This is a genomic window from Brevibacterium sp. UMB1308A (assembly GCF_030230605.1).
In the GTDB taxonomy this organism is placed as follows: domain Bacteria; phylum Actinomycetota; class Actinomycetes; order Actinomycetales; family Brevibacteriaceae; genus Brevibacterium.
The window spans coordinates 1-16,082 of the sequence record NZ_JASPDO010000019.1 but is presented as its reverse complement, the minus strand read 5'-3'; the positions used below and the strand labels follow the sequence as shown (position 1 = coordinate 16,082).

Below are 16,082 nucleotides of genomic sequence, written 5' to 3'. Positions count from 1 at the left end.
CACCATGATGGAACTATGTGTGACTTCGGACAACTTGTGAACGTTTTGTTCACACAAAAAATGTGGGGTCTGAGCAATTGCTCAGACCCCACATGTTGCCGCTACTCGTAGCGACGAGTGTTGTGCCTTACTTGGTGCGGCGGCGGGTTACCAGAACGGTTGCTGCACCTACGGTGAGGAGCGCTCCACCGGCGATCAGGCCGGAAAGCTCCATACCGGTGCGTGGCAAGGTGTTCGAGGACTTGCCGTCGTTGCCCTTGGCGTTGTTGCTCTTACCGGAGTTGTTGTCTCCGCCCTTAGCTTCGCCCTTGTTCTTACCGTCACCCTTGTCTTTGTCGCCACCCTTGTCGCCTGGCTTAGCTTCGTCTTTCTTGCCAGGGGTGTTGGTGACCTTGAAGGAGTCGGTCAGGACGCCTTCTTCGCTCTTAATGGTGACCTTGTAGGTTCCCAGGAACCCGTCGAGTCCGTTGCTACCTTTAATTCCGTAGACAGTGTGTGACCAGACACCGTCCTTGTTGGCCTGTACTTCCTTGAAAAGGTTCTCGACCTTTCCGCCGTCCTGCTTGGACACGGAGTAGTTGAACTTCTCGTTTGGCTTCAGCCCAGTAACAGTCAGCTGAACACCCTTGTCCTTGTTCACAAAGTCAGCAGGCTTAAGCTCCTTAGGCGAAACCTTCAGACCGTACTCAGCAGCCTCCTCACCAGGCTGGTCACCTTCACCAGGGTTTTCTGGGTCAACCCGAGGAGCTTCGAGAACGATAAAGAGCTTGGTCGACAGGTCTAGAGTCTTGCCCGACTCGTCCTTCAGGGCCACTGTGTAGTCACCCTTGAGTTCGTCGTCAGACATCTTGTCAGCACCGTCGAGCTTCACAATGAAGGAGCCGCCAGCCTTCGAGTCTTTGTTCGAGCGGAATGTTCCAGTTGAGGTCTTACCGGACTGCTTGTGTTCGAGGACCCAAGTGAAGTCCTTGTTCGCTTCGAGGTTCGTGTACGTGATCACCGAGCCTGTAGAGCGGAAAGACTTAGCGTACTGGAGGCCACCATTCTTCGGCTCCATGTAAGCAGGGGCTGAAGCTTCTTTGCTCTTGTCGACGTAACGAACAACACCGGCGTCGACAGTGGTGCCGTTTTCAAGGGTGACGGTAACCGTGTAGTCGCCATTGGGGTTTTTCGTTTCTCCGTCGCCAGTAATGCCGTCTACCCCGTACACCTTGAACGTAGGTGTTTTAGCAAGCTCGTCAACAGTCGTAGCCAGCTTGAGGCTTGGGTCAGAGCTGTTAGGAGCGTCCACCGACTTGATCTTGGCGCCCTCAGGCAGGTTCGAAACAGTGATCGAAACCTTGCCGGCCTTCTTAACCGCGTCAGCGTCAAGCGTGATGACGCACTGAGCGCCTTCCTTGGCGTTCAGGGTGTTGTTGGAGCATTCGGTGGTGGGGGCGGCGAATGCAGGAGTGCCGGAAAATGCGATAGCACCAGCAACCAAAGCAACGGCCGGCGCAAGAACGAGCTTCTTCATGCGAATCCTTAGGTTTAATAAGCAACGGAATCGAGGGGTCAAAAGTGACTTCTCACACTTAGAATCAACCCGCCGTGAGATCCGCGCAACTTGTGATCATTTTGGTCACAGTTGAGCCTGTTCGCGTGCTAAACCTCGTCGCCCGCCGTAATAGCCGAAGCCTCTTCTCGCGAGGTGACGTGCGGGCGGTCGATGTCTGCAAGAAGTCCGCGTCCGCTGACGAGAATAACCATTGACCCAAGCACAGCGGCTGTTGCTAGGCAGTAGGGTGCTCCCGCACCTGCTATTTCTGCGAGTGGGCCAGTAACGAGAGGCGCGACTGCTCCACCTAAGAACCGTACGCCGGAGTACGTTGAGCTTGTGATACTGCGTGGAAGGTCAGTGGCCTCCATGACCGCCTCAGTGAGTGCAGTGTTGAGAACGCCGAGAAACAATCCGGCCGCGACGACTGTACCAACAAGTGTCGGCAAGCTGTGGGCTCCAATTGCCATAGTGATGAGGCACGCGGCAAACATGGCAAAGTTGATCGAAAGTACCGGGAGGAGCCCGAACCTGCGGGTCAAGCGCGGCGCCGCAAGCACCGAGGTGAAAGCAAGTGCAAGACCCCACCCAAAGAACACAAGCCCCAGCTCGTGTGCACCAAACGAAACTCCGACACTCTTCGCGGCTGCTTCGAGAGGGTACGGCGAATAGGCGAGGAGTGTGAAGAATCCGAAGTTGTAACACAAGGCTACGGTGCTCAAGAGGAGCAGCTGTGGGCGACGAAGCGCTTTAAAGCCTGCCCAAAGAGAAGTTTTTGTGGCGGTGTTGGCGGGTTTTGGTAAAAGGGCGATAACCGCAGCAAGCCCAATCGTCATAAGCGCCGCTGTGCCAAAGAACGGCATTCTCCATGAGATCGAACCAAGGGCTCCTCCGACAAGTGGGCCGACTGCTAAGCCAACTCCGAGCGCTGCCTCATAGAGAATAATGGCCTGGCCTGATCCTCCTGAAGCTGCGCCAACGATTGCCGCGAGCGCCGTCGAAATAAAGAGTGCGTTGCCTAGCCCCCAACCGGCTCGGAAACCGATAATCGCGTCAACGCTCCCTGCGGTACCAGCGAGTGTCGCGAAAAGCACGATGAGAGCCAACCCTACGGTGAGCGTGCGTTTTACGCCGAGCCGGCTTGAAATGAAACCAGCGAAGAACATTGCAGCGGAAGTGACCAGAAGGTAGCTCGTAAACAGGAGCATCGTTTGGGAAGGAGTCGAATTCAGTTCGCGGCTGATCGCGGGAAGAATCGGGTCAACGAGACCAATCCCCATGAACGACACCATGCAGGCGAAAGAAATTGCCCACACCGCGCTCGGCTGATGGAAGATTGAGGGCCGGTTTCCTTTTTTCTGAGCTTCAGTGTCGCTGAGTTCAGTGCTGTTTGGCTTCTTGGAGCGAGGGGGTGTGGGGGACATGCGGATATGGTCTCCAATCGAAGTGGGCGGATTGCGTTATTTGGTGAGGGTGTCGCCGAGTCTGCCGAGGAGGTTCGTTGCGCGTTGAAGGATTTCGAGGTCGTCGGGGCTGAGGGTCTCGAGCGCAGGGCGTACGGATTGAGCTGCTGCGGTGCGGGCCCGCTCGAGTTCCTGCCGACCGGTATCTGTCAGCGTGACCGCGCTTGCGCGAGCATCGTGGGAGTCGGCACGACGTTCCACGAGGTTATCGGCTACGAGGCGGTTGACAATCCCGGTCATTGTGGGCTGGGTGACCGCTTCACGCGTGGCGAGTTCGCCTATGCGAAGCGGCCCTCCGGATTGAAGGTTGGCAAGGACCCGAATTGCAATGAGCGAACGCCGCCCATCTAGGCCGCGTGCGTATGCACGTCTAAAACTTGAACTGTTCGCCACGAGCTCATAAGCGAGGCTGTCCAGTGTTTTCCCGTCGTGTTTAAAAGGCGGTCCGTCAGAATGCATAGCGACACTATATAGGGAGGCTATGTAAATTCTCAATCTCGGCCGACGCAGATAATTAACGTTAGAAACGTGAAGCGCTGGGCATTCGAAAAATCTCCGCCCAACACAATCGACTCAAAGCCAGAAAGCTACCTACCAATTCCCAACGAAAGCGCATCCAACCTTATACGTCGCTCCTGCTCAGGGCTGGGCGTACGAACTTTTAGCGCGTTCGGCTGGACCGACAGCTCAAGGAAGTCAGTCTCACCCAAAACATCCCCGTCGACCTGCACATCCAGTTTCTTCTCCGCACGCACCGTCACCGAACGGCACTTTGTCACATCCGCGTGCACACCCTTGCGTGAGCGCCCAGCAATCGACGTGACCACGCTGGCCCACTCCGCAACATTGCGGGGCGTCACCGTCAGCACATCCAGGTACCCGTCATCGATCACAGCACCGGGAATCAGCTCAATCCCGCCCTGCACTTTTCCGCAGTTCCCGCCAAGAATCGACCGAATCTTCCGTGTCTCTTCTTCTCCGTCGTCAAACTGGATACGCACCTCCGTGGGCTTCCCCAGTAGCTGCCGCCACCCCTGCCTGACATACGCCAGCCACCCAATCCTGGCCTTAGCGTTTTCGCTCGTATTCGACATCACGGTCGCGTCGTACCCGATCCCCGCCATCACCGTAAACACCGTGTCATCGCCATCGGGGGACGTGCGCAAGTGTGCTGCATCAATCACCCGATCCTGCCCCCACAGCGCAATCCGAATCGCCCATTCAAACCGGTTGAGCGGAACTGCCAGATTCCTCGCCAACAGATTTCCCGTTCCCATCGGAATGATGCCCATGGGAACCTCAGTGCCAGCCAACGCCTGCGCGATCGCACGCACGGTGCCGTCACCACCAGCCGCGATTACCACCTCGGCGCCCTTTTCACGCGCCTCATGCGCCATGGACGTTCCGGGGTCATCCTTTGTTGTCTCAATGAAAAGCGGTTCGTCCCACCCTTCGTTGCGGAACACGGTCGCAGCCACGGACTTCAGCGTGTCCATCTCGCTCTTTGTAGGGTTGTAAATGATAGCTGCCCGGCGTTGCGACTGGGCTGTTGTTTCGGAGGATCCCGCCGCCGAGGTCGTTTCCAGCGCAGCCTGCTCCGGCTCCTGGAGTTGGTTGAGGGTGCTTCTGGTTCGCGCGGCACCTACGAGGTAGCCCACGACGAGCGCTACGACAACAGCGACAGCCAGAACGATCCATCCGGTGAGGTTCATAAACCTAAGTACACCAGACTTGTCTGAGTACTTACACCAGTTTTTGTGATGTGGGCACCAGACGAATCTGCTGAACAGGTAGGCTAAAGACGTGATCGATCTAGTGCAGCTCAGAGAGAACCCGGAAATTTTCAAGGCTTCACAGCGTGCGCGTGGGGCCAGTGTCGAACTCGTCGACCAGATTTTGGCGGCTGACTCAGCCCGCCGATCCGCTATTGCGGAGTTTGAAGAGATCCGCGCTCAGCAAAAAGCGTTCGGCAAGAAAGTTGCGTCTGAAAAAGACAAGGACGCAAAGGCAAAGCTCGTCGCTGAAGCCAAAGAGATGTCTGACCGTGTAAAGGCTTTGCAGGCTGACAATGACGAGGCTCAGCAGAACTTCGAACGCATCCTCATGAAGCTTCCCAACCTCATCATCGACGGTGTGCCGTCCGGTGGCGAAGAAGATTCGGTGGAGCTGCGCCGGGAGGGCACTGTCCGCGACTTCTCCGCTGACGGTTTCGAACCAGTTGATCACTTGGAAATCGGGGAACGCCTCAAAGCCATCGACACCACTCGCGGTGCCAAAGTTTCCGGTTCACGCTTCCACTTCCTCACCGGTTTTGGCGCACGTTTGGAGATGGCGCTCCTCAACCTCGCCATGGACACCGCCATCAGCGCAGGTTTCACCCCTATGGTTGTGCCCACCCTGGTGAAACCAGAAGTCATGGGTGGCACCGGATTCCTGGGCGAGCACGCTGACGAAGTGTATCGCTTGGAAGCAGACGACCTGTTCCTGGTCGGAACCTCCGAGGTTCCACTCGCCGGGTACTTCATGGACGAAATCATCGACCTGTCAGACGGGCCCATCCGGTTCGGTGGCATTTCGTCTTGCTACCGCCGCGAAGCCGGCTCTTACGGCAAGGACACGCGTGGGATTATTCGTGTCCACCAGTTCCAAAAAGTCGAAATGTTCTCCTACGTCCACCAAGACGACGCAGAAGACGAACACCTCCGCATGCTGTCACTCCAGGAACAGATGCTGCAGGCGTGCGAACTGCCCTACCGAGTCATCGACATTGCTGCCGGTGACCTGGGTGATTCCGCTGCCCGCAAGTACGACTGCGAAGCCTGGGTCCCCACCCAGAACACGTACCGTGAACTGACATCGACCTCGAACTGCACCTCTTTCCAGGCCCGCCGCCTCAAGGTCCGGGAGCGCACCTCGGACGGACAGACCGTTCCTGTGGCAACGCTCAACGGGACCATGGCCAACACGCGCTGGCTGGTACCCATCCTGGAAAACCACCAGCAGGCCGACGGCTCTGTCGCAATCCCGGCCGCCCTGCAGCCATACCTGGGTGGCATGAAGGCATACGGCCCCGACGGCGAAGTTTTCTAGTTCCCCCACATCCCAGGAGGCTCAGTGACCCCGCACCTGATCGCACTCGATATCGACGGCACGATTGTCGACTATGACGACAAACTTTCGGACCGTGTGCGCGGGACGATCCGTGCGTGCCGGGAACAGGGCCACCACATTGTGATCGCCACAGGGCGTTCCCTTTCGGGTGCGCTCGACGTGGCTAACCGCCTGGGCCTCACAGAGGGGTTCGTGGTGGTGTCCAACGGCGCCGTCATCGCCGCTCTCAACCCCAACACTGCAACGGGGTATGAACTGGTGCACGTGGAAACGTTCAACCCGGGACCGGCCCTGACACGCATGAACCACGCCCTGCCCACCTCGTTGTGCCTCGTGGAAGACGAGAACCTGGAACGCTGGGCTTCAGCGGATTTCCCCGTGGGCGACCTGGCCGCCGGCGCCGACCTCAACATCGTGCGGTTCGCAGAACTCAAAACCCTGCGCGCCACCCGCATCGTGTTGCGTGAACTACACGGGTCCCGCGAAGAGTTCGCAGATGCCGTCGAAAAAATCGGTCTGCACGGAGTCACCTACTCGGTGGGCTGGAGCAACTGGTTGGACATCGCGCCAGAAGGCGTTTCCAAAGCCAGCGGATTGGCCCGAGTCGCCAACGACCTCGGCGTCGATCAGCAACACACCGTGGGGGCCGGCGACGGCACCAACGACCACGAAATGATGGAGTGGGTCACCCACGGCATCGTCATGGGACAGGCCGGCCAGAAGCTCAAAGACCTGGGAACGGTCATCACCGGCACCGTTCAAGAAGACGGCCTGGCCACCGCGCTCCAGGACTATTTCGACTTGTCGGAAGACGCGATCCGCTCCGCAATGCGGTGACATTCGTCCACTAATCTGGCCGCGTCGTCCACGTACCTTCGTGCCGCGCTGACACCAGCCACCTCGGCCGGGCCTGCCTGGCTGGCTTCGTCTGTCTCGCTGTTTTCAGTGACCCCGCCCGAGGTCGTCCGCACCTGGGCGCGGACCATCGCCGCAGCCTGGGCCGCCTCGGCGACCTTGGTGGCCGCGCGAGACATAAGCTCCGGAAGCGTGCCCACCTGTGTGCGCACCTGCGCCGGAATCGTTTGCTCATTGACGGGCACGTGCGTGTGGAGCGTGCGCGCACAGTCATCCACCCGCTGCGCCACCTGGTTGAGCGTGTGCGTGAGCGCGGCAATCTGTTCAGCCGCCTGGACGTGTGCGTCCTGAGTGGTGCCCGCCTGCGCTTCCTCATGCAACCGGCTCGCGGTCACGAAGAACCTGTCCACCGCACGATTAAACCGGTCACGGTGTTGCCGCCAGACGCCCGTTCCGTACAGGTCGTCCGGCTGAGGCTCCTTCTTCCGCAACCCTTGGAAGAACTTAGCTAGCCCCACGGTTTACAGGTAGTTGCCCGGCCCGTACGCGCCTTCGGGGGTTTGCTTCACGGGGTGTTCAGGGTGCGCGGGAGATTCTTCGTGCATCGCCTGACGTGCCATGATCGCGGTCTGGATCGACTGGAGCAGACCCTCAATCCACCCCACGAGGCCCGCCTGAGCTAACAGCAGTTCACTGTGGCTTGGCGTTGAATAGGACGACAACTTAGGCGTGAAACTCAAGAACTCATCCTCAAGATCCTGGCCCAGCGCTTCCTTCATCGCCTCGATCGTGTTCTCGTGGATCTGTGCCAAACGCTTGCGCCCTGCCGGGTCGGTTTCCGCCGACTTGAGCTCCTCCAAGATCTTCGCGTGCATGTGCCCCAAACGCACCAGCTTGCCCGGGTTCGTAATATCCGGCTCGTCTTTTTTGCCGTCAGCGTCCTTGTTGTCAGCGCTGTCAGCGTCTCCTTCGTCGCTGACTTTCGTGTCGCTGGCCTCGTTGTCAACGGTTTCGCTGGCCGCAGCGCTTTCTGCGTCCCCGGCTTCGGCAGGCTCGGCTGCCGCTGCACCTTCTTCGTCCCGAGGTGTTCCCGGCTGTTCTCCCGCCTGGGCTGTCGTGAGGTCGGGAAGGATTGTGTTTTCATCGTCTTCGGGGATACCCGGTAGTTCGGTGTCCGGGTAGTCCTGCTGTTCAGGGTTCTCGCTCACGGGTTTACCTCCAAAACGATCTTGCCAAAGTGCGGCTGGTCCATGTGTTCGTGCGCCTGCACGCAGTCATCTAGCGCAAACACCCGGTCCAGAATGGGGCGGATTTTCCCACTGGTCACGGCCGGCCATACGTGTCTGCGCACTTCAGCAACAATATGCGCTTTTTGTTCATCGGGACGCGCGCGAAGCGTGGTCCCCATGACCGAACGTCGCAAGGGGAGCAGATCACCCAGATTAATCTGCGCCTTGGTGCCACCCTGCATCCCAATGATGATCAAACGCCCATCAGCCGAAAGCGCCTGAATGTTCCGTTCCAGGTACTTCGCACCAATGATGTCCAAAATGACATCCGCCCCCGGGACCCGCGCACCCGCAGAACCGTCCGCACCTTCACCGCTACCCGTGATCTCACGGATCCGCTCAACAAAGTCTTCTTCACGGTAGTTGATCACAGCATCCGCGCCCAGATCAGCGCACTTGCGCGCACGGTCGTCACTACCGACCGTCACCGCAACGCGTGCCCCCACGTGCTTGGCAAGCTGGATGGCCATGGTGCCAATCCCGGACGCGCCTCCGTGAACCAAAAGCCACTCGCCCTCACTCAACCCCGCCGCCATGACGACGTTGGAGTACACGGTGGCAACCACCTCGGGCAAGGCCGCAGCCTCTACAAAACTCATCCCTTCAGGCACAGGCAAAACCTGCCCGGCTGGGACCGGCACGTACTCCGCGTACCCGCCTCCTGTGAGCAACACGGCAACCCGGTCACCCACCTGCCATTCCTCAACCCCGTCACCAACCTGGTGTACGGTCCCGGCAGCTTCGAGCCCCAGAATGTCCGTAGCACCCGGCGGGGGAGTGTAAAAGCCCATGCGCTGGAGGACATCGGCGCGGTTCACACCAGCGGCCTCCACCTTCACAACAACCTCACCAGGCTGAGCGGAAGGAACGGGGGAGTCGGAAACTTTCAGGGCGTCTGGACCGCCCGGCTGAGGAGCTGTAATCGAGCGCATACGAACCACCCTACCTGTACGACTGACGGACGATACCGGCTAACGCGCCTTTTTCATGCACAATGGAGGAGTGTTAATAGAGGGACAGAAGACAACAACACCACCAACCGTGTCTGACATCGAAGACGCAGCCAAACGAATTGCCGACTGCGTCATCACCTCGCCTTTGCACATTTCCGAACGCCTCTCCGAACTCACCGGCGCCACCGTGTACCTCAAACGCGAAGACCTGCAGCCGGTGCGTTCCTACAAGATCCGAGGCGCTTTCAACTTCCTCCTGCAACTCGACGCGAAAGAGCGGGAACACGGCGTAGTCTGTGCGTCTGCCGGCAACCACGCGCAAGGGTTCGCCCGTGCCTGCAACACGCTGGGCGTCGAAGGGCGCATCTTCGTCCCCAAAACCACACCACGGCAAAAGATTGACCGGATCCGCCACTTCGGAGGCGACCGGATCACCATCACGGTTGCCGGGTCCACGTACGACGACGCCTCGGAACTTGCCAAAAAACACGCCGCCACCTCGGGGGCGCTGCTCGTATCCGCATTCGACGACCCGCGCACAATCGCCGGCCAAGGCACCATCTCTGCCGAAATCACCGACCAACTGGGCTTCTATCCGGACACCATAGTGGTGCCTGTGGGCGGGGGTGGCCTGCTAGCCGGAATGGCCGAATACTGCCACCACCGCACACCAAACACCCGCGTGGTTGGCGTCGAACCAGCAGGGGCCGCGTGCATGACTGCAGCGCTCGCAGCAGGAACACCCGTACAACTGGACACCGTCGACTCGTTTGCCGACGGGGCCGCCGTGCGCCAGGCCGGTGACCTGACATACGCAATGGTCCGCGACCTCGGCCTGCCCATCACCACTGTGGACGAAGGGCGCGTGGCAAAGGAAATGGTGGACCTGTACCAGGTTGACGGGATCATCGCCGAACCCGCCGGGGCGATCGCACCCGCCTCCGTGGGGCCTAGCGACTCCAACGCTCCCGTGACCATCGAAGCCGGGTCAACTGTCGTCTGTGTCATCAGCGGCGGTAACAACGACCTGTCGCGCTACTCAGAAGTGCTCGAACGTGCCCTTGTATGGGAGGGCCTACAGCACTACTTCATTGTGAACTTCCCGCAAGAACCCGGGGCACTGCGACGCTTCCTCGACAACGTGCTGGGTCCCGACGACGACATCTCCATGTTTGAGTACGTGAAGCGCTCCGACCGCGAAATCGGGCCCGCATTCGTGGGCATCACACTGGGGTGCGCGCAAGACCTCCCCGGTCTGCTGGAACGCATGGACGCCTCCCCACTGGAAATCGAACGCGTTTCCAAGGACTCGCCGCTGTTCAGGATGTTCGTCTAATCGAATACCAGGCCAGATAAAGTGGTGACGTGACCGTCATCGTTCGTTATCAAGGAAGAGGGTTCGCTCATGGCGATGAGCAGTGAACTCGAAGGTCTGCTTGCGCAATGGTTGCCTCGTCAGTCCTGGTTTCCAGTCACGTCTTTTGAGCTGGCCGGCACCCCGGACGTCGTCCCCATGTCCGACACTCAAGTCTTTGAGCTGGACTTCCCCCTGCCCGGCGATGAAACTCTGACCATCCAGGGCTGGATCGCCGTTGTAGGTATCGGCGACGGTGAGAACACCCGTCGTATTAGCGTTCCGCTGACTCTGCGCACGCGCGAAGAAGAACCTCTTCGCTCGCACCTCATTGGGCAAATCGACGACTTCATGCTGGGGCCCTGCTACGTGTACGACGCGGTTGCCGACCCCGTTTTCGTTCTTTTCGCCGCTACCGCAATGGCCACTGGTGACGCGAGCTTCGCGCTGGGGCGCGAGGCAGCTTTCGACGACCTCGGGACGCCTTCTGAGGATGGCGGGGAACGCAAGGACCCCATGGCCGAGGCGGCCGCCGGGATGCGCTCAGACGCCGGCGTGGGTGCCGAACCGGTGAGTGTCAGCGAGGCCTTTGACAGCCAGTTTGAGAACTCCGACCACTCGCAGCTGACCGCGCTGCGCGTGGGCCGCGGCGGGCGGGACTTTAACGACCTGACGAACATATCTGTTCTGTGGCACCGCGCCACCACCACACAGCTGAAGTTCGACAATTCGCGCAAGGGTGAAACCGCGGTTCTCATTGACGACCACGCGTTCCCCAGTGTGCTGACGTTCTTCAGGGCGCTCGACATCAGCGATGTGCCCGAATCTGTGCGGCTACCCATCATGCTCACGTTCGCCGAATCACAGGCCGTGGCACCCGTACTGGGGTGGATGGCGTCGCGGTGGTTCGACGGCACCGACCTGCACACGCACACCGCACCTGTGGCCATGCTGACCCGCTCAGAAGCCAGCGCGACGAGCGCGTGGAGCGAGGCTGTAGCGGCGGCCCGGAACGCTGCGGAGGCCACGGGGTACGCCCGCCAAGCGCACGACCTTGGTGGCCGGGTAGCCAGTTTGCACGTAGACCTGGGCCGTGAGCTTGGCAAAGCCGAAGGCACCGGCGCGCCTACCGCGGAATGGGTCAAGAAGTGGTCCGACCGAGTGGACTGGGCGCTTGCCCGCGCCACGCTTGCACTCAAGCCACTGGAGAAGCAGCTGCGGGCGCACAAGCGAGCACTTGCGGACATGCGATCAGTGGGCAACCTGCAACGCATTCACGGCGAACTCACCCTCAATCACGTGGCGAAAGCACCCGTTCACGGGTACACGGTGACGAACTTCTCTGAAACATCGGAGCTGCGTCCGCCAACGTTTGACCTGGTGGCGCTCCTGCGTAGCCTGGATTACGCAGCTGGGTACGCGTTCCTGGCTCGGACGGGAGCTCTCGACCCCAAGGCCACTCCGAGCACCCTTGGCGCAACCGGCCTGGTCGACGACGATCTGATTGCCCGCGTAGACGGGGCTCCGGAAACCCGCTGGTCTCACGAGTCACAGAAAGCACTTTTGGCCGGCTACTCGCATGTTGGCGGCGCCGACTTCAGCTTCAAGGACCCCGTTCTGCGGGCCATGCTCATCGACCGTCTTCTGGTAGAAGTCGTGAGCGAGCTGCGGAACCGGCCCACGTGGCTGATCGTGCCACTGTCGGAGCTCAGGCGACTTTTGACCACTGACACTGAAGTGGCCGCAGAGCCGGCTCGTCTCAACCCGCGCACCTCCACCGAGGCCACCCGCGCCGGAATCGAAGAACGCCTGGCCGAACACCGCAAAGCACAAGAAGAAAAGGTCGCGCACGCCCGGGCGGCGGCTGCCAAGGCGCGGCAGGAGAATGACAGGCTTGTCGAAGCTTCGCAGGTAGCGAAGAAGGCCGGGCACGGGATCGTCGCTCCTGCCTCCCGCAACGTAGAGGCGGAAGCGCAGGACGCCGAGGTCGCAGAAGCGACCGCGGATGAGCCGGTGGGTGAGGTCGCGGACGAGGTGCCAGACAGAGCCTCCGGCGAGGTCGCGGACGAGGTGCCAGACAACGCGGGGGACAGGGCTTCGGACGAGGTGGCGGACAGCACGGCGGTTCCTGCAACGGTAGAACCAGCCGAGGAAGAGGTCGACGACCCAACCGACGACCCAGTGGACGACATTGACGACCCAGCGGACGACACCGACGGAGAAATCGAGCCACCCTTCGCGCCCAAATCCGCCCGCACCCTGCGCTAAGCCAGACGCTAAACCGGGCGCGTCGGTAGCCCCGCGCCAGCCCGCGAACTCTAACTCCGCACCCGCTCCAGGAGGGCAACAGGGTTAGTGCCAAACACCTCGGCGACGGAGAAATCCACGCCAGTCCACGTGCGCCCTGACAGCGCGTCACGCCACGTGGGCTCAACGTCCTCACGGATGACAGGCAAGGCCATGGTCTGCAACGTGGGAGCAGACTCTGCGGGGTCCTGATCGTCTGCGACCGAGGTGGGAATGTGGAACCGCGTGTCACCCCACCCGCCGGTGGCGCGCAAAGTGATGGGCAAGCGTTCGACCACGACCACAACATCGGGGAACAGTCCGTCGCCAAAGTGCGCCAGCCCAAATGCGTGTTCAGCGCGCTCGCCTGTGACCGCAACTCTGCTGGGGGGTATGAGCGAGGATGGTTGGGCGAAAATGTGCGGGTGGCGCGCGCGAACCGCCAAGCCTTTTTGAAGCAACTGGTCACTGGGATTTTTGCTGACCAACCGTTCGTGAGGGTTGACGAACAGCGGGTCAAAAACTTCAGGAATCCCGGGGGAGAACAGCTGCAACGCACGTGCCGCCTGGCTGTTGCGATGGCCCGCATGACGCACGGTGGCAACCATATGGTCGACGGTCGCTGAGACCTCGGGCGCGGTGAGCGCCTTGTGAACGGCGTTGCGCACCGACTCAACAAACCTGACGTCCGATTCGTAGCGGCGTCTGGCGGCCCGAACCGCCCGATTCACCAACTCCTCAACGTTCACCTGCGGATTCCACGCGCCCACAATCGACTGCCACAACAGAATGTCGAAGCTGGTGTCCGGGGTGGGTGCCTGTGTGTTCGTGTAATCCAAGGGTGCCAGGTCCCGCATGTCCGCCACGAACTCCATGAACTTCTGGGGGATCTCAGACAACGCGAGGATCCGGCAACGTTCCGTGCGCGAATACTTGGTTACCGGGCTGGTGAGCCCGTTGATGACCGGCGCCGAGGTCGTCGAAGTTTGGAGGTGAAACTCGTCGACGATGCGGTCAGGGTGACCAGGTTGGGACGGGAGTCCACCGACTTCGTTGAGCGCGGCGAGCGTGCAGTAACGATAGTGCGCGCGAGCCGTCACACCCAGGTTGAACACGTCGCTTGTGGTCTGAGAAAACCTGGTGCTCACGGGGCAGTCTGGAGTGGTGAGGAGAAGACCCACATAGGCCAGCAACCGGTCAGAAGCTGTTCCTGAGGCCACTGTTGAACGCACTTTCGCTAGCGCTCGCGGAACCACCATAGAACCCGCGGTCATGACCGGGACTTCACCCGTGCTGTTGCGGCCAAGAAAGTCGTCCGGCTCTGACTCTGAAAGTGCTGATAAGAATCCTTCTCGAACGACCTCGGCCTCTTTATCTAAGCCGAGTTCAGGGCGGGCCACGGACACGGAAGCCACCAGAATCCCCAAAATTTGCGCAAGCGTATCGACGTCCACCTGGGTGGTGGGGTCAGTACGGATGCGAGCCCGCGTGGACTCATCCAGGCCATCCCACGCGTTCTTAGCAGTGACAGCCAGGTCCACCATTTCGCTACGCATAAGCGTGCTCGTGACTTCTTTTTTGCCCTGGACTTCCTCCAGAGTGAGCAACCCGGTCACGGAGGTGGGGTTGAACCTAAGTTGCTTAGCGATGGGGGAGATTTCGCTACGGTTGTGAGGGTCCAGTCCGGCTGCCAGATGTTGCCGGAACGACTCGAGCTCGTAGAACCCGATTGGGTGGGTGAGCGCGCCGTCTATTGCCGTGATGAGCGGATAGGTCGCGGACGCGGATCCTGGCCACGACGACGGCGTCACCTCACGCTGGCCTTCAGAGTTGAGGGCGAACCGCTTTTCCGTGATGATGTAGCCACCGGCCAGGTCGTGGAGCTGTTCGAGGTATCCCTGCGGGTTCGCGATCGAGTCGATGTGGCGCACACTCACCCCATCGATCAGGCCGGTGTGGAACCAGCGGGAGAGTTCGCGGTGAGTTTCTGTAAAAACGTGCGGGTCATTCACGCGGATCGTGGCCACGTTTGAATCAGCGTTGACACGCCGATAATTGAGCGGGTGCGTAGGGTTTGTTCTTTCAACGCACGTGTAATTCTGGGTGGCTAGGAGTTGCTGGGGGTCCTGTGGGTTCTTGGCGTGCAGGGTTTCTGGGTTGACCGGGTAGATCGAGGAGCCGATCTTCAGTGCTGGTTCGTTTGTTGCAGGGTGAGTGGTCAGGGTTGCTGTGCCCGCAGGCTGGTCGACCACCACCGTGACCTTGTTATGCGTCCACTGGATGTCGAACCAGTTGGCGTATTGGGAGTCTCGGCCGTGGATCAGCACGTCCCACCAGTAGGGGTTCAGGCTGGGGTGTGCGATGTGGAGCGCGCCAGGCACAAAGTCAACAATGACGCCCAGGTGTGCGTTGTGTGCCGCTGTGGAAAGGGCTTCCAGCCCTTCAAGACCGCCGAGGTGTGGGTCGACGGTGTTTGGGTCGGCAGCGGCCCCGGTTTGGTTGGCGGTGCTAGCTGCCGTGATAGGGCTGATACGAATAGCGGTGAACCCCAGTTCAGCGATGTGGGGTATCACCTTGGTGACATCGAAAAGTGTGACGTTGCGGTCTACTGGTACGCGGTAAATCGATGACGGTCGCCAGCGGTCATGGCCTGTTTTTTGGGGCTGTCCGCTCATCGTGTCCCTTTCATCGACTGACACTACGACGATACCCGGAAAACCCTGGTGGTGATACGTCCAAAGCTGTTTTTGATACATCACTCAGGAGGCATGTTGCGCCTGTCCGTTGCTGGGTGCTGGACGGGTGATGAGCTGGGGTGATTTGACGGGTGTCTTGCGGGCGAGATTGTAGCCCTCGTGCGAAGTGTGGAATAATCGTTTCTTGCGTCGCGTACCTGTGGCGCTGAGGTGAGTTGACAGAGCGGCCGAATGTGACGGTCTTGAAAACCGTTGTAGGGCAACCCCCTACCGTGGGTTCAAATCCCACACTCACCGCGTTGTGAAGTCTCGGGACATCGTTCACTCGATGTCCCGAGATTTTTGTGTGGTGATGTGTCGGGTCATCGCTCCTTTTGGCTCATAGCCAAGCCCAAACGGCGCAAAGCGAGCGAAACTACGCATCATAATGGGGTTAATGCTCAAAATGTGTGTATGGGTTGGGCGTGTCAGGGGTGTCTTCCTGCCCATCCTTGTCGGAGTTTGATGCCGTCTTCGTAGGTGAAGCCGGTGTCGTATT

12 protein-coding genes and 1 tRNA gene are annotated in these 16,082 nt (G+C 60.1%); 5 read left to right on the top strand and 8 right to left on the bottom strand.

Annotation, left to right across the window (positions count from 1 at the left end; genetic code table 11):
- Positions 1 to 127 precede the first annotated feature (127 nt).
- The 4 genes from QP868_RS08755 to QP868_RS08740 all read right to left on the bottom strand — a co-directional run bounded on the left by QP868_RS08755 (position 128) and on the right by QP868_RS08740 (position 4,712).
- Entirely contained in the window at positions 128 to 1,516 is a 1,389-nt protein-coding gene (locus QP868_RS08755) for a hypothetical protein (RefSeq protein WP_284926189.1), read from the bottom strand.
- A gap of 128 nt (positions 1,517 to 1,644) precedes the next feature.
- Positions 1,645 to 2,961: an MFS transporter gene (locus QP868_RS08750; protein WP_284926188.1), complete on the bottom strand. Its 1,317-nt coding sequence runs from the start codon at positions 2,959 to 2,961 to the stop codon at positions 1,645 to 1,647.
- 36 nt (positions 2,962 to 2,997) lie between these two features.
- Positions 2,998 to 3,459 carry a MarR family winged helix-turn-helix transcriptional regulator gene (locus QP868_RS08745; RefSeq protein WP_284926187.1) on the bottom strand — a complete coding sequence of 154 codons (462 nt, stop codon included), beginning with the start codon at positions 3,457 to 3,459 and terminating at the stop codon, positions 2,998 to 3,000.
- Between the two features lie 128 nt (positions 3,460 to 3,587).
- Complete coding sequence (locus QP868_RS08740) at positions 3,588 to 4,712, bottom strand: diacylglycerol/lipid kinase family protein (protein ID WP_284926186.1); 1,125 nt, start codon at positions 4,710 to 4,712, stop codon at positions 3,588 to 3,590.
- Positions 4,713 to 4,803: 91 nt separating this feature from the next.
- Between QP868_RS08740 and serS the strand changes: the two genes are divergently transcribed.
- A complete protein-coding gene (serS, locus tag QP868_RS08735; protein ID WP_284926185.1) occupies positions 4,804 to 6,090 on the top strand; it encodes a serine--tRNA ligase in 1,287 nt (428 codons plus the stop codon).
- 24 nt (positions 6,091 to 6,114) lie between these two features.
- A complete protein-coding gene (locus QP868_RS08730) occupies positions 6,115 to 6,948 on the top strand; it encodes an HAD family hydrolase (RefSeq protein WP_284926184.1) in 834 nt (277 codons plus the stop codon).
- Here the strand turns inward: QP868_RS08730 and QP868_RS08725 are convergent.
- From QP868_RS08725 to QP868_RS08715, 3 genes are read right to left on the bottom strand one after another with little or no spacing between them, the layout of a single operon-like run.
- A complete protein-coding gene (locus QP868_RS08725) occupies positions 6,903 to 7,484 on the bottom strand; it encodes a hypothetical protein (RefSeq protein WP_284926183.1) in 582 nt (193 codons plus the stop codon). The two genes, QP868_RS08730 and QP868_RS08725, sit on opposite strands and share 46 nt — an antisense overlap.
- A 3-nt stretch (positions 7,485 to 7,487) precedes the next feature.
- On the bottom strand, positions 7,488 to 8,174 hold the full coding sequence (locus tag QP868_RS08720; RefSeq protein ID WP_284926182.1) for a proteasome activator: 687 nt from the start codon (positions 8,172 to 8,174) through the stop codon (positions 7,488 to 7,490).
- Entirely contained in the window at positions 8,171 to 9,187 is a 1,017-nt protein-coding gene (locus tag QP868_RS08715; protein WP_284926181.1) for an NAD(P)H-quinone oxidoreductase, read from the bottom strand. The genes QP868_RS08720 and QP868_RS08715 overlap by 4 nt, the downstream gene beginning before the upstream one ends.
- 55 nt (positions 9,188 to 9,242) lie before the next feature.
- On the opposite strand from QP868_RS08715, the gene ilvA reads away from it, so the two are divergent.
- Together ilvA and QP868_RS08705 are read left to right on the top strand one after the other, a co-directional pair.
- Positions 9,243 to 10,544: a threonine ammonia-lyase IlvA gene (gene ilvA, locus QP868_RS08710; protein WP_284926180.1), complete on the top strand. Its 1,302-nt coding sequence runs from the start codon at positions 9,243 to 9,245 to the stop codon at positions 10,542 to 10,544.
- A 69-nt stretch (positions 10,545 to 10,613) separates the two neighbouring features.
- Complete coding sequence (locus QP868_RS08705) at positions 10,614 to 12,830, top strand: maltokinase N-terminal cap-like domain-containing protein (RefSeq protein WP_284926179.1); 2,217 nt, start codon at positions 10,614 to 10,616, stop codon at positions 12,828 to 12,830.
- A gap of 50 nt (positions 12,831 to 12,880) precedes the next feature.
- On the opposite strand, the gene QP868_RS08700 is transcribed toward QP868_RS08705, so the two are convergent.
- The gene (locus QP868_RS08700; RefSeq protein ID WP_284926178.1) at positions 12,881 to 15,523 is read right to left on the bottom strand and encodes an alpha-amylase family glycosyl hydrolase; all 2,643 of its coding nucleotides are present in this window, start codon (positions 15,521 to 15,523) and stop codon (positions 12,881 to 12,883) included.
- 230 nt (positions 15,524 to 15,753) lie between these two features.
- On the opposite strand from QP868_RS08700, the gene QP868_RS08695 reads away from it, so the two are divergent.
- Positions 15,754 to 15,841: transfer RNA gene (locus QP868_RS08695), tRNA-Ser, on the top strand.
- The last annotated feature ends 241 nt before the right edge of the window (positions 15,842 to 16,082 follow it).

Bases quoted from the DNA above. Each gene is read 5' to 3' on its own strand.
- QP868_RS08755 (WP_284926189.1), bottom strand. From the start codon at position 1,516: ATGAAGAAGCTCGTTCTTGCGCCGGCCGTTGCTTTGGTTGCTGGTGCT.
- ilvA (WP_284926180.1), top strand. From the start codon at position 9,243: ATGCACAATGGAGGAGTGTTAATAGAGGGACAGAAGACAACAACACCA.
- QP868_RS08700 (WP_284926178.1), bottom strand. From the start codon at position 15,523: ATGAGCGGACAGCCCCAAAAAACAGGCCATGACCGCTGGCGACCGTCA.
- QP868_RS08715 (WP_284926181.1), bottom strand. From the start codon at position 9,187: ATGCGCTCGATTACAGCTCCTCAGCCGGGCGGTCCAGACGCCCTGAAA.
- QP868_RS08705 (WP_284926179.1), top strand. From the start codon at position 10,614: ATGGCGATGAGCAGTGAACTCGAAGGTCTGCTTGCGCAATGGTTGCCT.
- QP868_RS08745 (WP_284926187.1), bottom strand. From the start codon at position 3,459: ATGCATTCTGACGGACCGCCTTTTAAACACGACGGGAAAACACTGGAC.
- QP868_RS08740 (WP_284926186.1), bottom strand. From the start codon at position 4,712: ATGAACCTCACCGGATGGATCGTTCTGGCTGTCGCTGTTGTCGTAGCG.
- QP868_RS08750 (WP_284926188.1), bottom strand. From the start codon at position 2,961: ATGTCCCCCACACCCCCTCGCTCCAAGAAGCCAAACAGCACTGAACTC.